Origin of the sequence: Paenarthrobacter sp. YAF11_1, from assembly GCF_052113445.1 — a bacterium.
Lineage (GTDB): Bacteria > Actinomycetota > Actinomycetes > Actinomycetales > Micrococcaceae > Arthrobacter.
The window spans coordinates 33,141-56,417 of the sequence record NZ_JBFRDF010000009.1; the positions used below are offsets into that span (position 1 = coordinate 33,141).

Sequence of the window (23,277 nt, forward strand, 5' to 3'; positions counted from 1 at the left end):
ATGAAAAGGGTACTCAACGAACAGGACGACGACTATGACCCGCGATGCCCAGGGAACCATTCTTGTGGCCCCCCATCACTTTCCGAACCTTGACCGCGAGCACGCACTCGCGAAGGAGTTCGGTTACACACTCAACCCGGCGGCCGACGTCGAAGCCTTCCGTCAAGGCCTTCCCGAAGCCGACATCGTCATGATCACCCCCTACGCGAAACTCACAGCCGCGGACTTCCCGGTGATGTCCAAATGCAAGGCTGTCATCAGGTATGGCATTGGCTACGACAACATCGATGTGGACGCAGCCACTGCAGCGGACATTCCCGTGTCCATTGTCCCGGGCACCGCTTCGGAGGAAGTGGCCTCGCACGCGTTCGCGATGGGGTTGGCATTGGCCCGCCGTCTGACGGCAGGTGACGCATCGATCCAGAACCTCGGTTGGGCCGGGACCATCGGCTACGACACCCCGGTTCTGTCCGAACTCGAGGTCGGGGTCCTGGGGATGGGCCGTATTGGTCAACACGTTGCCCGCATGTATCAAGCCGTCGGGGCACGGGTCCGGGCCTATGACCCGTTCGTGACGGAGAGCTTTGTGGAGCTGACCTCCCTGGACGACATCCTGGAAAATTCCGACGTCGTCTCGCTCCACCTGCCGCTGTCCGCGGATACCGCGAACCTGATCTCCAAGGACGTTCTGGCGCGCATGCGCAAGGGCGCTGTGGTGGTCAACGTATCCCGTGGCGGTCTCATTGAGGAATCAGCCCTTGCCGAGGCACTCACCTCCGGCCACATTGCAGGTGCCGGCATCGATACCTTTGCCGAAGAGCCGCTTGGGGCTGAGCACCCGCTCCGCACGGCACCCAACACCATCCTGACGCCCCATATTGCCTGGCGTTCCAACCGCTCCACAGGTGCACTTCAGGAGGGCGCCGTTGAACGTGTCCGCTTGGCCCTGACCGGGCAGCCGCTCATCGACCTCGTGAACTGAAAAGACTGGAGAGAACCAAGTGGGAACAGAACACCAGAAGACCATCACACAAAGCCACCCTTTGGAGGATCCACATCTGCGCAGGGGGCCTCGCGGATTCCCCCTGTTGCCTGGCGGTTACGGCCGCTCGACCTACTACACGGGAGCTCCGAGCCCGTACGCCATCCGGGGCGAGGGCTACCGGGTCTGGGATGACCGTGGTCATGAACTGATCGACGCGAACAACAACTTCACCTCCTTGATTCACGGGAACGCGCACCCCGAAATCACGGAGGCAGCGACCAAAGCGCTCACCGCCGGCGCCAGCTGGGGAATCCCCAATCTCTACGAGTGGGAACTGGCAGACCTCCTGCTTTCCCGCCTGCCTGAGCTCGACCAGGTACGGTTCGCCAACTCCGGCACCGAGGCCGTGATGTCCGCAATCCGCATCGCCCGGGCGAGCACCGGACGCGAAAGAGTCATCGTCACCAAGGGCGGCTACCACGGAACATCCGACGTGGCATTGGTCCCGGGTGGCCCTGCCTACCAGCGTGGAGTAACCCGTGGCGTGATCAACGATGTCACCGCGGTGCCCCTCAACGACGTCGATGTCCTGCGCCAGGAAGTTGAAGCAGCACCGGACTCCTACGCAGCCATCATTCTGGACCTGCTGCCCAACAGAGCCGGCCTCCTCCGGATCTCCGAGGAGTTCGTGCACACCGCCAGGGACCTCGCGACCCGGTACGGGATCGTCCTGATCATCGACGAGGTCATCAGCCTGCGCCTGGGATTCAACGGCTTCAGCGGTGAATATGGTGTTTCCCCTGACTTGCTCACCACGGGCAAATTGATCGGCGGGGGCTTCCCTGTTGGCGCTGTTGCCGGCAGGGCTGAACTGATGGCCGAAGTGGATCCGACCCGTCCCGGTAGCTTGCCCCATGGCGGAACTTTCTCCGGCAACCCGGTCAGTATGGCCGCGGGGTCGGTCGCCTTGCGCCTCTTCACGCAAGAGGAAGTAAAAAGGCTGAATCACCTGGGCGACACGACCCGGGACACAGTGAACGCGAAGATCGCCGACGCCGGCTGGGAAGTGCGCGGCCGCGGCTCTCTGCTGCGCGCGGTTCCGGCGGGTGCGGAAAAAGTTGACGAGCAGACTCAGCACGAGCTGTGGTGGGCATCGTACGAGCGCGGCTTGCTCGGTTCACCAGCAAACCTGCTGTCCTTGTCCACCCCTATGGACGAAAAGGTTGCGGGAGACATCGCTGACCGCCTGGCCGACGCCGTGCTGGCCGTGGCAAACCAGAACCCGGCAACGGAAGGCGCGAAGTAACCATGAAGATCGTTTCCTACCACCACGAATCGGGTGTCCGCGGGGGAGTCCTCATCGACGATGCCGTCTATGACCTGGAGCTGCTCCTTCAAGGCTCCACAGAAGCCATCCACGGAGCCACGACTTCCGTCCGTGAGTTCCTGTCACTGTACGGTGACCGGATCCCTGCCATTTCCTCCGGCATTACAGCACTTGCCTCCGAGGACCCGGTGGCCCGCGTCGGCGCATTGAACGAGGTCCGGTTGACCACACCCATCACCGATCCGGCCAAGGTTCTGTGCATTGGACTCAATTACAAGGACCACGTTGCCGAAACCGGGCGTGCTTTCCCCGAGTATCCGGACGTCTTCGCCAAATTCGCCTCCACCATGATTGGCCCCGAGGACGAAATCGGCGGCGCCCAGATCAGCAATAACCTCGATTTCGAAGGAGAAGTCGCCGTCATCATAGGACGGCGGGCGGCTGAGGTCTCCGAGGACGAAGCCTTGGATTATGTCGCAGCCCTTGCGCCTCTCAACGATGTCACGGCACGCGATCTCCAGTACCGCGGCACCCAGTGGCTGGCTGGTAAGGCCGTGGACGGTTCAACCCCGTGGGGTCCCGCCATTGTCACGCTGGATGAAGTGGGAGACCCGCAAAAGCTGGACATCGCGACACGGGTCAATGGCATCGAAGTGCAGCGCTCGAATACCGAGCATCAGATCTTCTCCATAGCCCGCATCGTCTCCTACCTTTCGAGTTTCCTCACTCTCGAACCAGGAGACGTGATCGCCACAGGCACACCCCAAGGCATTGGTGCCAAGCGGAATCCTCCAGTCTGGCTTGAACCGGGCGACACGGTGGAAATCGAGATCGACAAGGTGGGCCTGCTGCGTAACCGCGTCGGCAAGCCCCAGCTTTAACCCCTCCAACTCTAAGAAAGTTAGATGACCATGAGTGAAGTACAGACACAACCAGGTGAAGCGAGGTACCGCATCGCCGTCGATACCGGTGGCACGTTTACGGACGTGGTGGTCGGCTCGAACACAGGCGACATGGCGGTCGGCAAGGCCCTAACCACCTATGACCGCGTTTTCACTGGCTTTGAAGCCTCAGTCCGCAGGGCTGCCGAGTCGGTTGGCTGGAGCGGCGATGACGTCCTGCGCAATGCAGACGTGATTGTTTACGGCACAACGCACGCAACCAACGCAGTTCTCACCGGCAAGGTGGCCAAGACTGCTCTCTTGACCACTGACGGATTCGCCGACACCCTCCTGCTCCGCGAAGGCGGACGCCGGGATGCTTTTGACTCCAAAGCTGCCTACCCTCCGCCGTACATCCCGCGTCACTTGACCTTCGAAATCACGGAGCGGATTTCCGCCGAGGGTGATGTCCTGGTGCCGCTGGATGAAGCGAAAGTGCGCGAGGTGCTCGGCTCCTTCAAAGAACAGGGAATCGAGGCGGTGGCCGTTTCTTTCCTGTGGTCGATCATCAACGACGCCCACGAGAAGCGCGTGGCGGAACTCATCCAAGAGATCCTTCCCGATGTTCCTTACACCTTGTCCAACGAGGCCAACCCAACAATTCGCGAATACCGCCGTTCCTCGGCCGCGTCGATTGATGCCTCGCTGAAACCGCTGATGGCGGACCACCTTGGCAAATTGCGCTCCGACCTCCAGGAGTACGGGTTTGGCGGTGACCTCTTGGTAGTGACCTCTGAAGGCGCCGTGCTCGACGTCGTAGATGTTCTGGACCGCCCGGTACTGTTGCTGAACTCCGGCCCCTCCATGGCACCACTGGTTGGTGCGGCCGCTGCTCCCGAGCGCGACACTGTGGTGGTCTGCGATATGGGTGGCACCACGTTCGACGTGTCCTTGGTTGAACAGGGCGTCGTTCGCCACACCAGGGAAGCCTGGCTGGGAGAGCCCTTTGTGGGCCACCTGACAGGTTTGTCCTCGGTGGCTGTTTCCAGCATTGGCGCCGGTGGTGGCAGCATCGCATGGATCGACGGCGGCGGTCTGCTTCGTGTGGGTCCGCAGAGTGCCCGTAGTACTCCCGGACCGGCCGCGTATGGTCGCGGTGGCGAGGAACCCACTGTCACGGACGCTTGCGTCGCTTTGGGTTACCTTGACGCCGATGGATTTGAAGGCGGATTCACGTTGAACCGTGAGGCTGCCATCCGCGCCATCGATACCCGCATCGCTGGCCCCTTGAACATGGACACCTTGCAGGCGGCACAGGCCATTTTGGATGTATCCGCCAACCACATGGCAACAGCAATCCGCCAGGCTTCCTTGGAACAGGGTGTTGACCCTCGAGGTGCCCTGATTGTGGCGGGCGGCGGTGCTGGTGCCATGGTGGCGGCCGCCATCGGCGTGCTCCTGGAAGCTGATACCGTCCTGATTCCCGCGACCGCGGGCGTGCTCGCGGCCTACGGCGCGCATCGCGCTCCGATTGCTACGGAATTCCTCTCGCCCTTGCACAACGACACCCGTAGCTTCGACGCTGGCTCCGCTTCGCGGGCCGTTGAGGAGCTAACGGGCAAGGCCGAGGTGTTCGCCAAGAGGTTCGATGGTGTGGGCGCCGCTCCCAGCGTCACCTATTTTGTTGATGCCCGCTACCCGGGCCAGGCCTGGGACTTGCGGGTGTACTTGGACGCTGCGCCCGACACTGCAGCTGATGCTGCGGGCATCGTTGAGCGTGCCTTCCACGAAGAGCACGATCGCCGCAACGGCACCCACGATCCGGACAGCCGCGTGGAGATCATCACGTGGGGCGTCAGGGTCGAAATCCCGCGGCCTGAGCTGACAAAAGATCAAGCCGATTTGGGCCGCGGGACTGAAGTCCACCGCACGGACTCCATTGTGTTCGGGGGCGAAAGTTTCAGCACCCAGCGATACCGCGGAGTCACCCTTGCCCCCCGGGACAAGATCGTTGGCCCTGCTGTCATCGACCAGCCCACAACCACCATCGTGGTGCCACCGGAGTGGAACGCCACGCTCGACGAACGATCCAATATCTACCTCACCCGTAAGGAGGCGTAACCATGACACGCGAATTCGATCCCGTAAAGCTCTCGGTCCTCGCTAATGCATTCGACGGCATTGTCCGCGAGATGACCAACGGCCTGCTGCGTTCCGCCCGTTCCTCTGTCATCAACACTGCCCGCGACTTTTCGTGTGCTGTTCTGACCGCTGATAACCAGCTGCTGGCAGCAGCAGAGGGCGTACCGGTGCACGTCTTCGGCGCCGGACCGCTCGGCGAGGACATGGTGCAGCTGCACGACGACATCCGTGAAGGTGACGCATTCCTGCACAACGATCCCTACATGGGCAACTCGCATGCTGCCGACCATGTGATCCTCGTTCCGATCTTCGTCCATGGACGTCACCTCTTCACGGCAGTCACCAAGGCCCACCAGGCCGACTGCGGCAACTCGCTGCCAACCACCTTCTTCGCCACAGCACGGGATGTGTATGAAGAAGGTGCACTGATCTTCCCGTGTGTCCGTGTTCAGCGTGACCATAAGGACATCGACGACATCATCCGTATGTGCCGGTCCCGCATCCGTGTGCCTGACCAGTGGTACGGGGACTACCTGGCATCGGTCGGTGCGTCGCGCATCGCCGAACGCCGCATTCACGAACTCGCCGAGAAGTTTGGTGTCGAAGACCTGGTGGACTTCGTGGATGCCTGGTTCGACTACTCGGAACGCCTCACCGCGACTGCGATCGAAACGCTGCCCGAGTACGTCCTCCATGGCTCCTCGGTCCACGATCCCTTCCCCGGAACCAGCGCGGACGGCGTGCACCTGCAGGCAACTGTTGAAGTGAAGCCCAAACAGGGCAAGATCGTTATTGACCTGCGTGACAACCCGGATAATCTCCCCAATGGCCTGAACCTCACAAAGGCCACGGCTACGGGTGCTGCCTTGGCCGGCATCCTCTCCGGCATCCCGGAGAACCTTCCGAGCAACGCGGGCACCTTCCGTCGAGTGGAAGTTCTGCTCCGGGACGGCTGCGCCGTTGGAGTTCCCAAACACCCGTATTCCTGCTCATCGGGCACCACCAACCTCGCCGACCGGGTTGTCAACATCGTTCAAGCCGCCTTCTCCCAAATAGAGGACGGCTACGGCACGGCTGAGGGAGCGGCGGGACAGGCACCGGCAAAATCTGTCATCTCCGGTATAGACGAACGTAACGGCAACGCCTATGTCAACCAGATCCTTGTTGGCGGCGTCGGTGGACCAGCTACACCCTACGTTGACGGCTGGCCTACGTATCAGCGACCCGTCTGCGGCGCACTGCTTTACCACGACAGCGTCGAGGTAGATGAGCAGCGCTACCCCATCTTGGTTCACGAACGCACCCTGGTTGCTGATACCGGGGGAGCCGGCAGGCAGCGAGGCGGACTCGCGACCCGCGTGACCATGGAACCCCGCGGTGAAAGCGTCACGCTCACCTACGGAATCGAGGGCAAGATCAACCCGCCGAAGGGGGTCCGCGGCGGCCACGACGGTGCCGAGCCGTCAACCTGGGTTGAGGATCTCACTACCGGTGAACGTCGCGAGATCCCCGTGGTGGGTCGCTACGATCTCCAGTCCGGCGAAAAGGTCGTATCCATCACCCCTGGAGGCGGTGGATACGGTGACCCGCTGGAACGCGACGTCCTCGCAGTCCTGGACGACTACCGCGAATCACGGATTTCCCTGGAAGCGGCCGTTGCACAATACGGAGTCGTTATTACCGACGGCGGCATTGACGAAGCAGCAACGGCCAAGACGCGCGAATCGCGCCTGGCCAGCTAGAAGTACCAGCCATAGCAACTGATTCCGGGGCGGGGTATAGTCCTCGCCCCGGAAGGTTTCACCAACTACTGACGGAGAATCACATGGAACCCATTCGAGTCGGCATTATCGGCGTCGGAAACGTTCTCAACCAATACCTGGACAAGATCGGTGTTCACCCGGACGTGAACGTCGTGGCACTCGCCGACGTGAACCCGGACGCTGTGAAAGCCCGGGCAGCGGAGTATTCGGTTGCCAAGGCGCTCTCACCGGATGAGCTTCTGGCCGATGACGAGGTTGAGCTGGTCCTGAACCTCACTCCACCCAAGCTCCACGCACCTGTGACACTCCAGGCGATCGCTGCCGGCAAGCACGTCCTCTCGGAAAAGCCGTTCGCTACTTCCCTCGAGGAAGCACAGCAGATTCTGGATGCCRCCCGGGAGGCAGGCGTCAAAGTGGGATCCGCCCCCACCACCTTCCTTGGCTCCGGCATGCAGACGAGCCGCAAGCTCATCGATGACGGTTGGATCGGAGAGCCTGTAGCCGCTTTCGCATCCTTCGCATGCCGCGGCTACGAGCACTGGCACCCCAACGTTGACCCCTTCTACAGCCCCGGCGCCGGCCCCATGCTGGACATTGGGCCGTACTTGATCACCAACCTGGTGAACTTCTTCGGTCCCGTGAAACGCGTTTCTGCCACAACACCGCGTTCATCTGAGACCCGGCCGCGTCCGGGCAAAGACGGCGAAGTCATCCACATCAAAACCCCGACACACGTCACCGGCACTCTCGACTTCGAGTCCGGTGCGACCGCCACCGTCATGGTGAGTTGGGACATTTGGAATCACAATCTGCCGCATTTGGAGGTCTACGGAACAGGAGGCTCCTTGGCTGCACCGAACCCGGACCACTTCTCCGGCGCTCCCGTGCTGCGACGTGGTGAACCCGGTGACCTCGCTCTGGACATGACTCCTCCGGGCGGAGGCGACTGGCGCGAAACGCCCATCACACATCGGGACGACGCCTACCGTGGCATCGGTTTGGCAGAATTCGGTTATGCCATCCGCAAGGGGCTGGAACCTCGCACAGGAGGGGACTTCGCTTACCACGTACTCGAAGTCCTGCTCGCCTTCGAGGCCTCCTCGGAGCAGAGCCGCCACATCGAGATCGAAAGCACCTGCCAGCGGCCACGTCCACTGCCTTCTGTGGGGCCGCAGGAGCCTTACCGCTTCGACTAAAAAGTCACCAAGAAAACAGCAGCCGACGGCGGTACACGCGTACCGCCGTCGGCTGCTGTTTTCTGCTTTCTACTGATTTACCGCTGAGGGAACCGGCCGCGTATCAAAGTGGGACACACCACGGCCCCCCGACGGTGAAAACCTGAAGTTCGGGCGAATCGGTTTGCAAATGCCGACGCACCTTCGAATTTAGGAGATCGCATGACTAGCACAGCCGCTGCTGACATCGGCACCGTGGTCGACAACAAGGCCGTCCGCCGCCGCACTGTCGCACAAGCAATCGTTGAATACCTTCAGGTCCAATACAGCGAATTGGACGGTGAGCGTCGTCGCCTCGTTCCCGGCATGTACGGCATTTTTGGCCACGGAAATTCCGTTGGATTGGCGCAGGGAATCGACGAGTATGGCGTGGATTTCCCCCATTACCAGGGCAAGAATGAGCAGTCCATGGTCCATGCAGCCATTGGCTTCGCAAAGGCTTCCAACCGCGCAGCCACCCTTGCGTGCACGGCTTCCGCAGGGCCGGGGTCCACCAACATGGTTTCCGGGGCCGCGACGGCAACCACCAACCGCCTCCCCGTGCTTCTGTTCCCTGCCGACATCATCAACAACCGTTTTGGTGATCCGGTGCTGCAGCAGATTGAGCATCCGGTAGAGAGGGACGTCTCCGCCAACGACTGCTTCCGTCCGGTCAGCCGCTATTTCGACCGCATCACTCATCCGGCCCAACTGCTGTCCACCCTTCCTGAGGCCATGCGTGTCCTTACCGATCCCGTGGAAACCGGCGCCGTCGTGGTCTGTCTGCCGCAAGATATTCAGGGCGCGGAGTTCGACTTCCCGGAGTCCTTCTTCACGCCGCGGGTGTGGCACATTCGTCGTCGCCCGGCTGTGGAGGACGAATACCGCGATGCTGCCGACATCATCGCGAACGCCGAGCGTCCCCTGCTGATTTCAGGAGGTGGTGTCCGGTACTCGAAGGCCCAGGACGAACTGGCACGCTTCAGCGCCGACTTCGGAATCCCGGTTACTGAGACCTATGCAGGTAAGGGCAGCGGTCCCATCAGTGAGCTGAACCTGGGCGCGCTGGGTGTGACCGGAACGGTGGGAGCCAACGAGATCGCCGATGGTGCTGATGTTGTCATCACCGTTGGTTCACGCCTTCAGGACTTCATCACCGCTTCACACTCGTTGTTCCAGAACCCCAACGTGAAGTTCGTCAACCTCAACGTTGGCTCGTTCGACGCTCACAAGATGGGTTCATTCCCGGTCATCGGCGATGCGAAACTTTCGCTTGCGGCGCTGCGGGAACGACTGGCAGCCATTGACTTCGGTACCTCCGCTGATTATCGCAGCGAGATCGCGGACGCCCGGAAGGCCACCCTTGAGGTGCGCAAGCACGATCTTCAGGCATTCCCCGGTGAAAACATGAGCCAGGCCCAGGTCATCGACGTTCTGAACCGCACCGCAACCAACCAGGACGCACTGATCCTGGGCTCCGGTGGTGTGGTTGAGGGCATCCACAAGGCCTGGGATACGTCCAACGGCGCCGAAATCCACTTCGAGTACGCCAACTCGTGCATGGGCCATGAGATTCCGGCCGGCCTCGGCTACCGGATCGCACGTGGGGACGCGCCGGGAGAGGTCTACGTCTTGATCGGTGACGGCACCTACTTCATGCAGCCAACGGAGCTGGTCACAGCCGTACAGGAACGCAAAAAGATCATCACCATTGTGATCGACAACCGCGGACACCAGTGCATCTGGCCGCTACAGGTCTCCAAGGGTGGCCCCGGGCGCGAGTTCGGGACACAGTATCGGGAACGCAGCAGTGAGTCCGGTCGCCTTGACGGGGCAGTTCTGGACTTCGACATTGCCGCCAATGCCGCCAGCATGGGATGTGCAGCTTGGTCCACCTCCACCGTTGAGGAGTTCCAGAATGCGCTCAAGGAGGCCAAGGAAGGGGACGGCCCCGCAGTGATCGTCGCTCGGGTGGAGCCCTGGCGCTACCTGTCCGGCAGCGGAGCCTTCTGGGACGTGGGAGTGCCTATGACCTCGCAGCGTCCGGGCAGCCAGGAGGGTACTGCAAAGCACTTGGAGGGCCGCGCCCGCCAGCGCTTCTACGCAGCCACTACTGCACCTGACCAGCGCTAAGCGCAACAGGCGGGGCCGTCATGTGACGGTCCCGCCTGACCCATTTACCGGACCATACTCAGCCTAAATACTGACAAAGGAGTACCAACATGAGCGCATTTGCCGTTATTGATCCAGCCACGGGAACCAAGCACGCACAATACCCAGCGGCCACAGATGCAGAGGTAGAAGCCGGCCTGAGCGCAGCCCAGGCTACCTACCAGGACTGGTCACGCACCACCACAGTGGCTGAGCGCGCTGCTTTGGCCAAGCGCCTGGCCGAACTCTTCGTGGAACGCAAGGACAAGCTGGCAGCCATCATCAACCGGGAGATGGGCAAGCCCCTCGCGCAGGCGGCCGGAGAAGCAGAGTTCTCCGGTTCCATCGCCGCAGCCTTCGCCGAGCATGCAGAGGAATGGCTGGCCGACGAGGACCTTGAGGTAGCCGATGGTCTGCGGACGTTCTTCCGGTACCAAGGCCTGGGCGTAGTTCTGGGCATCATGCCGTGGAACTACCCGTACTATCAGGTGGCACGCTTCGCGATTCCCAACATCATCCTGGGCAACACCGTGATAGTCCGCCACGCGAGCCAATGCCCGGAATCTGCTCTGGCACTTGAAGAGCTGTTCCGCGACGCCGGCTTCCCGGACGGCGCCTACGTCAACCTCTTCGCCACACATCAGCAGATCTCAGACATCATCGCGGACGACCGCATCCAAGGCGTTTCTCTCACTGGCTCCGAGCAGGTGGGCGCAATCGTGGCTGAGCAGGCAGGCCGTGCCTTGAAAAAGTGCGTGCTGGAGCTCGGCGGTGCCGACGTTTTCATTGTTCTCGACACGGACGACCTGGATCAAGCAGTGCGAAAAGCTGTCATGGGACGTATGGGCAACACCGGTCAGTCGTGCAATGGCTCGAAGCGAATCGTCGTGCTGGATAAGCACTTCGACGAGTTCTCCGAAAAGTTCAAGGCAGCCATTGCCGGCCAATCCTACGACAACGGCGACTTTGGCCCGATGTCTTCAGATTCAGCCACTAAGTTCCTGAAGGGGCAGGTACAGGGAGCGCTCGATCAAGGTGCCGAAATCCTGGTGGGCAATAACGAACCGCAGGGCAACGTCTTCACCCCGACAGTCATTACCAACATCACTCCTGCCATGGACGTCTACAGTGAAGAGCTCTTCGGACCGGTTGCCCAGCTTTACAAGGTCAGCAGCGATGAGGAAGCCATCAAACTCGCGAATTCGTCGCCGTATGGCCTCGGATCCGTGGTGATTTGTGATGACCACGAGCGTGCCGAGCGGGTAGGCAACCAGCTCGACGTCGGAATGGTGTTCATTGGCGCCTACGACCTCAGCGGAGCCGATGTACCGTTCGGCGGTGTCAAGAAGTCCGGTTATGGACGGGAACTGGGCAAGGTGGGCATGCTCGAGTTCGCCAACAAGAAGCTGTTCCGCTTCGCCAAGTAATTAACAACCCAACAAGAGGAGGCCGGATCATTGACGATCCGGCCTCCTTTTATTGCGGGTGGAGTGAGGTTGTGCCTAGGCCTGGTAGGTGGTTTTCCCGGAAACCTCCGGAATCTGGACCCAGTCGCCGGAGCCGGCGCTACGCAGCGAGGCATCAACGAGTTCGGAGGCTGACCAGCCATCCGCGGCGGACGGACCCAGTTGTTTCCCTTCGGCCACCGAACGCAAGAAGAGTGCCGCTTCAATGGTCTTGAGGTCATTGAAGCCGATGCCGGGGCCGGGTCCGGGCTGGAAGCGGCCGAACTCGCCGAAGGACGGGGGAGTCATGATGGTGCGATAGCCAGTGCGGTCGGTGGCGAGTTCCAATTGGTTCATTCGTTCGAAATTCCAACGCAATGATCCCTCGGTGCCGTAGACCTCGATGATGTACTCGGCGTGTGGGCCGATGGCGACACGGGTGGATTCGAACATGCCGATTGCCCCACCCTCAAAACGGGCAAGCATGGCCGTGTAATCCTCGTTCTCCACCTCTCGGGTGACTTCGGAAGCCTGACCCATGTCGAAGGAATTCGAGGAGTTGCCAGCGGGGAGCGGCCGGTCCTTGATGAATGTCTCGGTGACGGCGTTCAGCGACGTGATGCGACCCACCAGAAACTGGGCGAGGTCGAAACCGTGGCTCAGTACGTCGCCCAGGACGCCGGATCCTGCACGTGCCTGCTCATAGCGCCAGGTGAAGACTTGGTTTGGATCCGAGGCGTATCCGGTGAGGAGACGGATCTGCACATTGGTGATCTTGCCCAGAGTTCCGGACCTGATCAGCCTGCGCGCTTCGGCCACTGCCGGGGCGTGCCGGTAGTTGAAACCAACGGAGGTGATGAGGCCAGCGGCCTCGGCCCCTTGGGCAATCTCACGGGACTCGTGGGCGCTGCGGCCCATGGGCTTCTCAATCCAGAAGTGTTTACCTGCCTCGATGGTGGCAAGCGCTATTTCATGATGAAGGAAGTTGGGTGAGCAGATAGATACGACATCCACGTCCGGGTTTTCCAGCACTTTGCGGTAATCCGTGGCCGTTTGCTTGTAGCCGAGCGCGTCTTCGGCGTGATGGCGGCCGGCATCGTCCGGGTCGGCAGCGATCACCAGCTCTGGATGGCGGGGCAGTTCAGGAAAGAACTGCTTGGTCGCCAGATACGCGCGGGAATGCAGCCTCCCCATCCATCCGACCGAAATCAGGCCAACCCCAAGGCGGTTTTGCTGTTCCAAGAGCGCTCCTTAGTCTCTACCGCTGTCCCGCGGTGCTGTGCCGCAGACTGACGGCGGCATCTGTTGATCAGCCTAGGAACGTTGTCAGTGTGCTCTGTGTCTCAATGTGAGACAGCTGGGGGTAGCTGCGCGCTGTTTTAGTGGGACGTACTAGTCCGCCACTGCCAAGCAAGAGGAGCCCGTCGCCGATGATGGACCGCGAGCAACAACTTCGAACGGAACCCCTTCGGGTTCTCATCACTGGTGCAACCTCAGGCGTTGGGGAAGCGACCGCAAGACTCTTCGCCAAGCGGGGTCACCGGCTCGCGTTGCTGGCCCGGCGTTCTGAAGAATTGCAGCGTGTGGCAGACGATATCGACGCCGGCGCCCACACGGTGGTTGCCGACGTCGCCGCTGCCAGCGAGGTCAAGAACGCCGTGCGGGGCGCGATCCACACACTAGGTGGCTTGGACGTAGTGGTCAACGCTGCGGGTGTAGCCGGACATGTTGCGTTGGAAGACCTTACCGAAGACCGCTGGCACGAAGTGCTGGAGACAAACTTGTCCGGCACCTTCTACGTGGCGCGGGAGGCTGCACTCCATATGAGACGGTCCGGTGGCGGCTCGATCGTCAACGTCGCATCCGATCTCGCCGCCATGGGCGTGCCAGGCCTTGTTCACTACTGCGCGGCGAAAGCAGGCGTTGTGGGACTCACCCGCGCCATGGCACTGGAACTGGCGCCACTGGTCCGAGTCAACGCCGTTTGCCCGGGACCGATTGACACGCCCATGGTGCGTGAAGGGCTGGCCGCGGCGCCGGACCCAACAGAGGCCCGGAGATTGAAAGAGAGCACTGTGCCGCTGAACCGTCTCGCGGATCCCGACGAAGTGGCAGCAGCCATCTATTTCCTGGCGGTCGACGGAACCTTTGCGACCGGAACCAGCATGGCGTTCGACGGCGGCACCTCGGCCGCGTAGGCATCGTCACCAATTACCTGTCAAGACCGATCAAGCCCAAGGAGCTAAAAGACATGGAAGAGTCGAGCTATAAGGACCTCCGCAGTGCGCGCTGGTTTGCACCCCACGACCTCACAGGATTCGTTCACCGAACAGCGATTCAAGCTGAGGGCTTCTCCCGCTTCGCACTCAAGGACAAACCGGTCATCGGCATCGCGAACTCGTGGTCGGAGCTTGTCAACTGCAATATTCACTTCAAGCTGCTGGCCGACGCTGTCAAGCGCGGTGTCCTCATGGCCGGTGGGCTGCCCCTGGAGTTCCCCACCATTTCCCTGGGCGAGAGTCTCATGAAGCCTTCAGCCATGCAGTTCCGAAACCTCATGGCCATGGACGTTGAAGAATCCATCCGCGCCTACCCGTTGGACGCCATCGTGCTCCTGGGCGGCTGCGACAAGACCGTTCCAGCCCAACTCATGGGTGCTGCGAGTGCGGACGTCCCGACCATCATGCTCACCGGTGGGCCCCAAGAGCCGGCGCACTTCCGTGGTAAGCAGCTTGGTGTCGGCACGGACACGTGGAAGTATGCCGATGAGCTGCGTGCAGGAAAGATCACCGAGGCTGACTTCGACGAGCTTGAGTCGGCTGCCAAGCCCTCTGCTGGACACTGCAGCGAAATGGGAACCGCCTCTACCATGACGTCGCTGGTTGAGGCTCTCGGCATGTGTTTGCCGGGCACTGCATCAATCCCGGCCGTGGACGCGCGTCGTGCCCAAGCTGCCGAAGCCACAGGACGCCGGGCAGTTGAAATGGCCATGTCACAGGGACCAAAGCCAAGCGAAATATTGACGAAAGAGGCGTTCGATAACGCCATCACCCTCCTGATGGCCGTGGGTGGTTCCACTAACGCAGTAGTGCATCTTCTGGCGCTCGCGAGGCGCGTCGGTTACGAGTTGCCGCTGGATCGCTTCCATGAGATTTCGCAACGTACGCCTCGCATTGTCAACGTCCGCCCCTCGGGCGAGTACTTGGTGCAGCAGCTGTTCCAGGTGGGCGGCATTTCCACGGTACTCAAGGAATTGGCGCCGCTCCTGAACAAGGACGCCATTACCGTCACAGGTGAGTCCCTCGAAAATGGTTACAACTCGGCCCCCGAACCCGATGGCGTAGTGGTCAGCACGCTCGAAGCCCCATTTGATGCCTCCGGAGGCATCGCCGTCGTCCGCGGCTCCTTGGCACCCAACGGTGCGGTCATCAAGCGAAGCGCGGCATCCAAGGATCTGATGCAGCACAAGGGATCGGCGGTGGTGTTCGAGGACATTTATGATCTTGGGCGCAGGATTGACGATCCCGAGCTGGACATCACCGAAGACTCTGTTCTGGTCTTGCGAAACAGCGGGCCCGTGGGAGCTCCCGGGATGCCTGAATGGGGCATGCTGCCCATTCCCGAAAGGCTGTTGCGGCGCGGCATCCGTGACATTGTCCGTATTTCCGATGCCAGGATGAGCGGCACCGCCTTTGGAACCACAGTGTTGCACGTATCGCCTGAGGCGGCGGTGGGTGGACCGCTGGCGATAGTCCGGGACGGGGATCCCATTGTGCTGGACGTAGAGAACCAGCGCCTGGACCTGGATATCCCCGCGGAGGAGATCAAGAGCCGACTTGCCGAACTCAAGCTCCCCGAACCGAAATACCGGCGTGGCTACGGACGGCTCTTCATCGATCACGTCAACCAGGCCGACGAAGGCTGTGACTTCGACTTCCTTAAGGGCCTTCCTGATGAGGAACCGCAGCGTTTGCCCTATGGCCTCATGAGCGGTTGGCAGGGCGGCTGGTGAGTAGCTACGCGTCCGAACACGAGAACAACCGGGGGAGTGCCGATGAGGGGAAGGCCCGGGGAGCTGTGTCGCGGCCGAAAGTGATGGTGATTGTTCAGGAGGGCCGGCCGCTGCCTCCGCTTGAACGGTTGGAAGCCGAAGCTGATGTCGCGGTGGTGCGCACTGCAGATGAGTTTCGGGCCGCCCAGCCAGGAACAGAGATCCTGTTCCTGAACGATTTCCGGACCAAACTCCTTCGGGAAGTAGGACCCGGCGAGTTGCGCTGGATACACACGTCCAGCATCGGTGTGGACAGCCTCATGACCCGGGAGATCATTGACAGCGACATTGTGGTCAGCAACTCCCGCGGCGTGTGTGAGCGCCCCATCGCTGAGTGGGTCCTGGGGGTGTTGCTGATGTTTACCAAGGATTTGCGCCGCACCATCGAGCTTCAGCAGGCCCGGACATGGCAGCACCGCGAAACCGAGCCACTGCTGGGCCGGAAGGTCTTGGTTGTGGGGCCGGGACCGGTTGGCCGCGAAACCGTCCTTCTCCTCCGTGCTGCCGGAATGGACGTCGACATTGTGGGTCGATCTGCGAGGAATGACGCACAGCTGGGACACATCTCCGGTTTTGATGACCTTGACCGGCTTCTGGGCATCGCTGATGACGTGGTGCTGACATTGCCGCTCACAGAAGAAACCCGCGGCCTGTTCAACTCGTCGCGATTCAAGAAAATGCAGCCCGGAGCTCGCTTGGTAAATGTGGGCCGCGGGGCGGTAGTGGTGGAGCAAGACCTTCTGGAGTCACTTGACTCCGGCCGCCTGGGCGGCGCAGCCTTGGACGTTTTTGAGCATGAGCCGTTGGATGCCGCTCATCCGCTGTGGAGCCGGCGGGACATCCTGGTCTCACCTCATGCCTCCGGGGACCTGATCGGGTGGCGGGGAAAAGTGGTGGATAGTTTTGCCCGGAACCTCAGCCTCTGGAAGGCCAATGAGCCCTTGAATGATGTGGTGGATCTGAAAAAGCTTGATTCATCTTCTTCAGCCATGGCGCCCGAAAGGCCCTGATAAAGCCTTTTCCCATGGGATATTTCGTGAGCCGAACAGACCGGAATATCCCATGGGATCCCGTGTCCCAAGCTGGTACAGTGCTTCCACGATCCCCGTCGGTAGTGTGATTCAGCACTCAAAATTTCGCGACGAGGATTACATGTCAAGCACACCAAGAGGTACGACGAAAACGCCGGCTCAAACCCAGGAACACAAGCTCAGCGGCAACATGGGCGTGGGCGAGCTCGTGATGAACGTTCTCGCTTTTTCATCACCGCTGACGACCGTTGCAGGCACACTGCCTGTGATGCTTCTCTTCAGCGGCCATACGGCACCGGGCATCTACCTTCTGGTGACGCTCATGCTGCTGATTTTCTCAGTCGGCTTCGTCAAGATGAGCCGCAGCGTTGAAGCTCCCGGCGGTTTCTATTCATTTGTCACAGCCGGCCTGGGTAAACCGGCGGGCCTCGGGGGAGCACTGCTGGCGCTCATTGGCTACATCTTCATAGGGTTCTTCGCACCGTCCCTTTTCGCTCTCACGCTCCAGAGCTTCGTGGTCAACACACTGAACGGCCCAGACATCCCCTGGTATTGGTACGGGCTCGGCATCATCGCCATCACCACCGTCTTGGCCTATAACCGCATTGACCTCTCGGCAAAGGTCCTGACCGTTGTCATGCTGCTTGAATCTGCAGTAGTCATCATCTTCGACGTTGCGGCCTTCTCCACAGGATCCGCAGAGGCGGTTCAGGGGATCGGCTTCTCCATGCCATGGATCACCGATGCCGGATTGGGGCTGGCGTTGTTGTTCGCCGTCGGAAACTTTTTCGGGTTCGAGGCGACCGTCATCTACCGGGATGAAGTCAAGAACCCGGATCGCACCATCCCCAGGGCCACGTACATTGCAGTGGTGGGCATTGGATTGTTCTACGCTGTGGCGGCGTGGGCTTACACCTCCTTCATCGGTCCTGACAAAGTCCAGGATGCAGCTGCAGCAAACACAGTGAATCTGTTCAACGATGGTGCCACGGTGCTGGTGGGAAAGATCTTTGCGGATATTGCTATTGTCCTGCTCATCACCTCGATCCTGGCGTCAATGCTCTCGATCCAGAACATCGCCGCCAGGTACAGTTTCTCGCTGGCCGCCGATGGAGCGTTGCCCTCGATTCTAGGTCGCGTGCATCCCCGTCATAAGTCGCCCTACATGTCGGCATTGGCCATTGGCCTGTTGTGGGCCGTCGCAACCGTCGTCTTCACTGTCATTGGGGTAGCCCCAGAGGCCTTGTACCCGATTGCAAGCGGGAGTGGCACTTTCGCAGTCCTGCTTCTGATGTTCATCACCAGCTTTGCCGTGCTTGTTTATTTCGTTCGCCGCCGGCGGGTGGACCCGGATTCGGTCTGGAAGACCATCGTGGCTCCGATTATCAGCGTCTTTTTCCTGGGGCTCATCACCTACTTGGCCATCACAAATTACCCGGAACTTATCGGTGGGTCGGCAATCATGACTGCCATCTTCATGAGTTTCACTTTTGCCTTGTTCTTCGGCGGGATTGTCTACGCATACCTCCTGCGTTCCAAGCGGCCTGATGTTTATGCGCGCTTGGGCCGGCAAAAGATCGACTAACAAAAAAGCTTCCTCTTCCATATAGACCTGGAGATCTGCAATGACGCATCAAATCAGAGTCGGCCTGTTCGGAACCGGGCGCATAGGCCAAGTACATGCCATGAGCTTGGCTACCCTGGACGAGGCTACGCTGTCTTGGGTTTGTGATCCCTTCATCGAAGGTGCTAAACAAACCGCAGCTGAATTCGGTGGTCGGGTGACCGACGATCCTGATGAAGTGTTCGCTTCAGGTGAGATCGATGCTGTCATCGTGGCCTCTCCCACGGCGACTCATTTGGACCTCGTCGCAAAGGCGATCGAGGCGGACGTGCCAGTCCTCTGTGAGAAACCGATCGACCTGGAAATTTCCCGCGTGAACGCCTTTCGGGAGATAGCGGCATTGTCAGACGTTCCCGTTGCCCTTGGCTTCAACAAGCGCTTTGACCGCCATTTCGTGGAGCTGAAACGCCGCGTGGCCGCTGAGGAAATAGGAGTTCTGGAGCAGCTGCTGATTACCAGCCGGGACCCGGGGGAGCCCCCGGCAGGCTATCTTCCCCAGTCCGGCGGAATCTTCCGGGACATGACCATCCATGACCTCGATATGGCACGATACTTCATTCCAAATATCGTTGAAGTTTCAGCGCAGGGTGCAAACGTATTCAGCGACGCCATCCGTCACGCGGGCGATTTCGATTCCACCGTTGTCACCTTGCGGGGATCCAGCGATGAACTCGTGACGATCATCAATTCGCGCCACTCAGCCTACGGTTATGACCAGCGGATCGAAGCCTTCGGGTCAAAGGGGCTTCTGCAGGTTGGGAATAAGAACGATAACCTCGTCCGGCACTGGGGTCCTCGATCCGTTGAGTCCATAGGGCCATACCAGGACTTCTTCCTGGAGCGCTATGCAGAGGCCTATCGACTGGAAGTTGCAGAGTTCCTCCGTGCTGTTCGAGGCCTGCCTTCCAGGAGTCCCGGGTTCGAGGACGGCCGTGCTGCATTGATTCTTGCGGATGCTGCGGAGAAATCCGCCCGAACCGGCACTGCCGTTGAAGTGGACCTGAGCTAATCAGGTTATAAGGCCGCCTGGCCTGGGCCGCAGATGTTCCCGCAACGACAACTGCGGCCCAGGCCGGGCATTTTTAATTGTCAGAACGCTGGAGATGCGGTGCCAAGGGAAAGGATGGGTAGCCGGACATGAACACAGCCCATAAGTCAGAGAACTCAATGCAGGCCAGCTGGACGCCGCCCGCCGGGTTCTGGGAGAAGGTGGAGCCTGGCGACGCTGTCCGTTTGCAGAGGCCCGGTTGGCCTCCCTATGACGGATACGTTGACGACGCGACTCCCGACGGTGATATCGTCTGGGTTCTCTCGGTGGGTGAGCGTCGACTATTTCACGTAGCCGACGGCTACAGCCTCGTTGCGTGGCCGTAAGCAGCTGATTTTAGCTTCCAGTATTCTCGCTGGAAGCTATTTTTAGTTGAGTTGTTGAAACGTATCATTCTCGTGTTCCAAAGTGGCACACATCCATGGAACGCTCATCCGTCAAAGTTCTAGTAAGTGAAACAGTGTGGCGAAGGTCACGCGGCTCGGGGCTTTTGAACCATCCCGAATCAGCAGGTCAAACAACGTAGTTTGATGGACCGCGCCTCAAGTGTTTCACCGGATCATTCACATGGCCCTAACGAACGAGGATGAGATGACCGAAGCACCACCGGCGACCCCTCCACTGGTCGCCCTCAAGGACATACACAAGACATTCGGAGCAGTGTCCGCCTTGCGCGGCGTCAGCATCGATGTCCAGCCTGGCGAGACCTTCGCACTGCTGGGCGACAATGCCGCCGGCAAATCCACGCTCATGAAGGTACTGACGGGCGTGTACCAACCAGACCGAGGTTCCATCGAACTGGACGGCAAAGCGACTGAGTTCCCAACCCCATCAGCTTCACGCGATCAGGGCGTGGAGATGGTTTACCAGGACTTCGCCTTGGCGGACAACCTTGATGTTCGTTCCAACATCTTCCTGGGCCGGGAGCCGCAGAAGAACATCCTCGGCCCCCTATTGCGGATCATCGACCGCAAAAAGATGGAACTCGAAACCAAACGGGTACTCGAACGCTTGGACATCCCCATCAATCCGCGGCTCAAGGTCAAGAGATTGTCAGGCGGACAGCGTCAGGCCGTCGCCATTGGCAGGGCGTTGGCATTCGATGCCCGCTTGATCATCATGGATGAGCCCACGGCAAACCTGTCGGTAGCCAAGGTGGACAAGCTCATTGAAGTGACCCAGCGCCTCAAAGATCTCGGCATCGCCGTCATCATCATCACTCACCGGCTGGATGAGGCATTTGCCGTGGCAGATCGTTTCGCGGTCATGCGCCAAGGCCAAGTAGTGGGTCGCTTCCGGGTTGGTGAGGTTACTGAAGCGCAGGTAGCGCACCTTATCTCCCACGGCACGTTGGATGACTATATCGACGACGGCGCCGGCATCCCTGACAACCGCCGCAAGATCGGAAGCACCTCATCGATGGATGTCGTTGATGTGATGGCCGCTCCTGGCACTACGAATGCGAGCCACTCATGAGTCTCACCATGGAAAACATCAAGACCAAACTCGGGCCGGCTGACCTTAAAGAAGGAATGACCGCCACCAAGATCAAGCGCTTCATTGGTGACTATGGGATCATCATTCTTTTCGTGGTAATCCTCATTTTCCTCGCAGCCGTTGCGCCAAACTTCCTGACCCTGAACAACATCGTCAACGTGGTCCGGCAGTCGTCCATCATCGGACTGATCGCCCTCGGGATGACGTTCATCATGATTACCGCCGGCATTGATCTTTCCGTCGGCTCAATAGTGGCCTTGGCAGGTATGACCTTTGCATTGCTTGCCCCGGCAAGCGGTGGCGCGTTCTGGCTACCGCTGATTGCAGGCCTTGCGGTCGGCCTGTTGGTTGGCTTCCTGAGTGCAGCGTTAGTGGTTTGGGGAGCCATCCTGCCGTTCCTGGCAACACTGGCGACGATGGCCATTGCCCGTACGGCAGTCCTGGTCATGACGGACGGGCAGGTTGTTTCCGGTCTCAGCGGACCTGCTGAATGGCTTGGGTCCGGTTTCATCGGCCCGGTTCCGGTCCCGGTGATTATTTTCTTGATCGCCGCAGTTATCTGTGAGTTTGTTCTCAGCCGCACCAAATTCGGTTCGCATGTATATGCCGTAGGCGGCAACGAAGAGTCAGCCAAGAAAGTGGGCATCTCCACCAGCCGGGTGCTCTTCACCGTTTACCTCATCGGTGGCGTGACAGCCGCGCTGGGCGGACTGGTTCTTACCGCCCGTCTCGACGGGGCTGCGCCCGTAGCTGGCACCGGCTACGAACTTCAGGTGATTGCCGCCGTCGTCATTGGAGGAACGAGTCTCTTCGGTGGCGTAGGCACCATCCGCGGAACGGTCATCGGTGTCCTCCTGCTGGGCGTGGTCATGAATGGCATGAACCTGATGGGGGTCTCGTCGTACTACCAGCAAGGAGTCCAAGGCGTCATCCTGGTGCTCGCCGTGCTGCTGAACCGGTGGAAGTCTGACTAGCCACTGCAATAACTGAAATGCCCCGAACCCAATGGGGTCCACAGAACCAACAATCTCCTCAGCAATCAGAACCATTGAAAGGAACCATCATGGGAATGCGACAGAAGCTCGCCATAACCACCGCTATGCTGGCCGCTGGAGCCCTCACACTCACCGGCTGCGGGGGGAGCAGTACCCCCGGCACGTCGGAGGCTGCCGGCAAGTCCTACAACATTGGCGTTGTGGTTCTTGACCTTCAGGACCCGGACCTGGCGCACATGACGGACGCCATGAAGAAGACGGCCGATGAAAAGGGCGTCAAGCTCAACATCACCGACTCCAAGAAGGACGTAGGAAGTGAGCTCAACCAGGTTGAGGATCTTCTCACCCGTCAGGTAGACGCCGTCATCATGCAGCCTTTGGATGGCGAGGCCAGCCAGAACGCAGCGAAGCGTGTCATCGCGGCCAACATACCGCTGTTCATTCTGTCCACCGAGTTCGCCGAAGGTTCGGACGTTGGATACAAGAGCTACATCGGTGTGGATGACACCGTGGCCGGTGAAATGCAGGCTGAGTACCTGAACAAGGCTCTTCCGGAGGGCGGCAACATTGTTTTCGCCGCGGGCATCTACGGTGCCTCCTGGACCGATCGCCGCAAGAACGGCTTCGACAGCAAGATCAACAAGAACTTCAAGATCGTGGCTGAATTCCAGGCGAAGGGAAGCCGTGACGACGCCAAGCGCAACATGGAAGACACGCTTCAGCGCTTTAGCGCCGGCCAGATCGACGCCGTCGTGGCCAACAATGACGAAATGGCCATCGGTGCAGCCTCCGCTATTGCTGACGCGGGACGAACCGCCGAGTTCAAGGCCGTAGTCGGCGTTGACGGTACTGAACCAGCCATGCAAGACATCAAAGCCGGGACAATGACTGCCACCGTCCGTCAGGACTCTGCTGGCCAGGGCGTCAAGGCAGTTGAGGTTGTCACGGACTTCCTCAAGGGCGGGAACGTGGAGAACCGCTACACGCTGCCGTTCACGCTCATCACTAAGGACAACCTTTCCGAGTTCTTGAAGTAAGCAGCAAGATCAGTCAAGCGGGCACAGCGGGTTTATCCGCTGTGCCCGTTCTGTTTTGGCACAATCCAGGGCATACCGCGGCTGCC

Annotated in this window: 18 protein-coding genes; 17 read left to right on the forward strand and 1 reads right to left on the reverse strand. The window is 60.2% G+C overall.

Features of this window, described 5'->3' with window-relative positions:
• The first annotated feature begins 34 nt into the window (after positions 1-34).
• The 8 genes from AB4Y77_RS14715 to AB4Y77_RS14750 all read left to right on the forward strand — a co-directional run bounded on the left by AB4Y77_RS14715 (position 35) and on the right by AB4Y77_RS14750 (position 11,890).
• Entirely contained in the window at positions 35-982 is a 948-nt protein-coding gene (locus AB4Y77_RS14715; RefSeq protein ID WP_442014450.1) for a C-terminal binding protein, read from the forward strand.
• 19 nt (positions 983-1,001) lie between these two features.
• Complete coding sequence (locus AB4Y77_RS14720) at positions 1,002-2,291, forward strand: aspartate aminotransferase family protein (RefSeq protein ID WP_442014451.1); 1,290 nt, start codon at positions 1,002-1,004, stop codon at positions 2,289-2,291.
• A gap of 2 nt (positions 2,292-2,293) precedes the next feature.
• Positions 2,294-3,193, forward strand: a complete 900-nt coding sequence (locus tag AB4Y77_RS14725) for a fumarylacetoacetate hydrolase family protein (protein ID WP_024820596.1) — start codon at positions 2,294-2,296, stop codon at positions 3,191-3,193.
• A gap of 30 nt (positions 3,194-3,223) precedes the next feature.
• Positions 3,224-5,314, forward strand: a complete 2,091-nt coding sequence (locus AB4Y77_RS14730; RefSeq protein WP_024820597.1) for a hydantoinase/oxoprolinase family protein — start codon at positions 3,224-3,226, stop codon at positions 5,312-5,314.
• A gap of 2 nt (positions 5,315-5,316) precedes the next feature.
• Positions 5,317-7,077 (forward strand): hydantoinase B/oxoprolinase family protein, encoded by a 1,761-nt coding sequence (locus AB4Y77_RS14735; RefSeq protein WP_442014452.1) that lies wholly within the window; start codon positions 5,317-5,319, stop codon positions 7,075-7,077.
• 83 nt (positions 7,078-7,160) lie between these two features.
• Positions 7,161-8,294, forward strand: a complete 1,134-nt coding sequence (locus AB4Y77_RS14740) for a Gfo/Idh/MocA family protein (protein WP_442014453.1) — start codon at positions 7,161-7,163, stop codon at positions 8,292-8,294.
• A 201-nt stretch (positions 8,295-8,495) separates the two neighbouring features.
• Positions 8,496-10,445 carry a 3D-(3,5/4)-trihydroxycyclohexane-1,2-dione acylhydrolase (decyclizing) gene (gene iolD / locus AB4Y77_RS14745; RefSeq protein WP_442014454.1) on the forward strand — a complete coding sequence of 650 codons (1,950 nt, stop codon included), beginning with the start codon at positions 8,496-8,498 and terminating at the stop codon, positions 10,443-10,445.
• An 89-nt stretch (positions 10,446-10,534) separates the two neighbouring features.
• Positions 10,535-11,890: an aldehyde dehydrogenase family protein gene (locus tag AB4Y77_RS14750; protein WP_442014455.1), complete on the forward strand. Its 1,356-nt coding sequence runs from the start codon at positions 10,535-10,537 to the stop codon at positions 11,888-11,890.
• Positions 11,891-11,965: 75 nt separating this feature from the next.
• Here AB4Y77_RS14750 and AB4Y77_RS14755 read toward each other — a convergent pair whose 3' ends face one another.
• Positions 11,966-13,150, reverse strand: a complete 1,185-nt coding sequence (locus AB4Y77_RS14755) for a Gfo/Idh/MocA family protein (protein WP_442014456.1) — start codon at positions 13,148-13,150, stop codon at positions 11,966-11,968.
• Positions 13,151-13,341: 191 nt separating this feature from the next.
• On the opposite strand from AB4Y77_RS14755, the gene AB4Y77_RS14760 reads away from it, so the two are divergent.
• From AB4Y77_RS14760 to AB4Y77_RS14800, 9 genes are all read left to right on the forward strand, one after another.
• Positions 13,342-14,106: an SDR family NAD(P)-dependent oxidoreductase gene (locus tag AB4Y77_RS14760; protein ID WP_243836784.1), complete on the forward strand. Its 765-nt coding sequence runs from the start codon at positions 13,342-13,344 to the stop codon at positions 14,104-14,106.
• A gap of 53 nt (positions 14,107-14,159) precedes the next feature.
• Entirely contained in the window at positions 14,160-15,920 is a 1,761-nt protein-coding gene (locus tag AB4Y77_RS14765; protein ID WP_442014457.1) for an IlvD/Edd family dehydratase, read from the forward strand.
• Positions 15,917-16,969, forward strand: a complete 1,053-nt coding sequence (locus AB4Y77_RS14770; protein ID WP_442014458.1) for a D-2-hydroxyacid dehydrogenase — start codon at positions 15,917-15,919, stop codon at positions 16,967-16,969. Before AB4Y77_RS14765 ends, AB4Y77_RS14770 begins: the two co-directional genes overlap by 4 nt.
• A gap of 142 nt (positions 16,970-17,111) precedes the next feature.
• On the forward strand, positions 17,112-18,575 hold the full coding sequence (locus tag AB4Y77_RS14775; RefSeq protein WP_442014459.1) for an APC family permease: 1,464 nt from the start codon (positions 17,112-17,114) through the stop codon (positions 18,573-18,575).
• 40 nt (positions 18,576-18,615) lie between these two features.
• Positions 18,616-19,623, forward strand: coding sequence for a Gfo/Idh/MocA family oxidoreductase (locus tag AB4Y77_RS14780; RefSeq protein ID WP_442014460.1), 1,008 nt, complete (start codon positions 18,616-18,618; stop codon positions 19,621-19,623).
• A 128-nt stretch (positions 19,624-19,751) separates the two neighbouring features.
• On the forward strand, positions 19,752-19,988 hold the full coding sequence (locus AB4Y77_RS14785; RefSeq protein WP_442014461.1) for a hypothetical protein: 237 nt from the start codon (positions 19,752-19,754) through the stop codon (positions 19,986-19,988).
• A 265-nt stretch (positions 19,989-20,253) separates the two neighbouring features.
• On the forward strand, positions 20,254-21,138 hold the full coding sequence (locus AB4Y77_RS14790; RefSeq protein ID WP_166660247.1) for an ATP-binding cassette domain-containing protein: 885 nt from the start codon (positions 20,254-20,256) through the stop codon (positions 21,136-21,138).
• Between the two features lie 8 nt (positions 21,139-21,146).
• Complete coding sequence (locus tag AB4Y77_RS14795; RefSeq protein WP_311212317.1) at positions 21,147-22,133, forward strand: ABC transporter permease; 987 nt, start codon at positions 21,147-21,149, stop codon at positions 22,131-22,133.
• A gap of 89 nt (positions 22,134-22,222) precedes the next feature.
• Complete coding sequence (locus AB4Y77_RS14800; protein WP_311212316.1) at positions 22,223-23,191, forward strand: sugar ABC transporter substrate-binding protein; 969 nt, start codon at positions 22,223-22,225, stop codon at positions 23,189-23,191.
• The last annotated feature ends 86 nt before the right edge of the window (positions 23,192-23,277 follow it).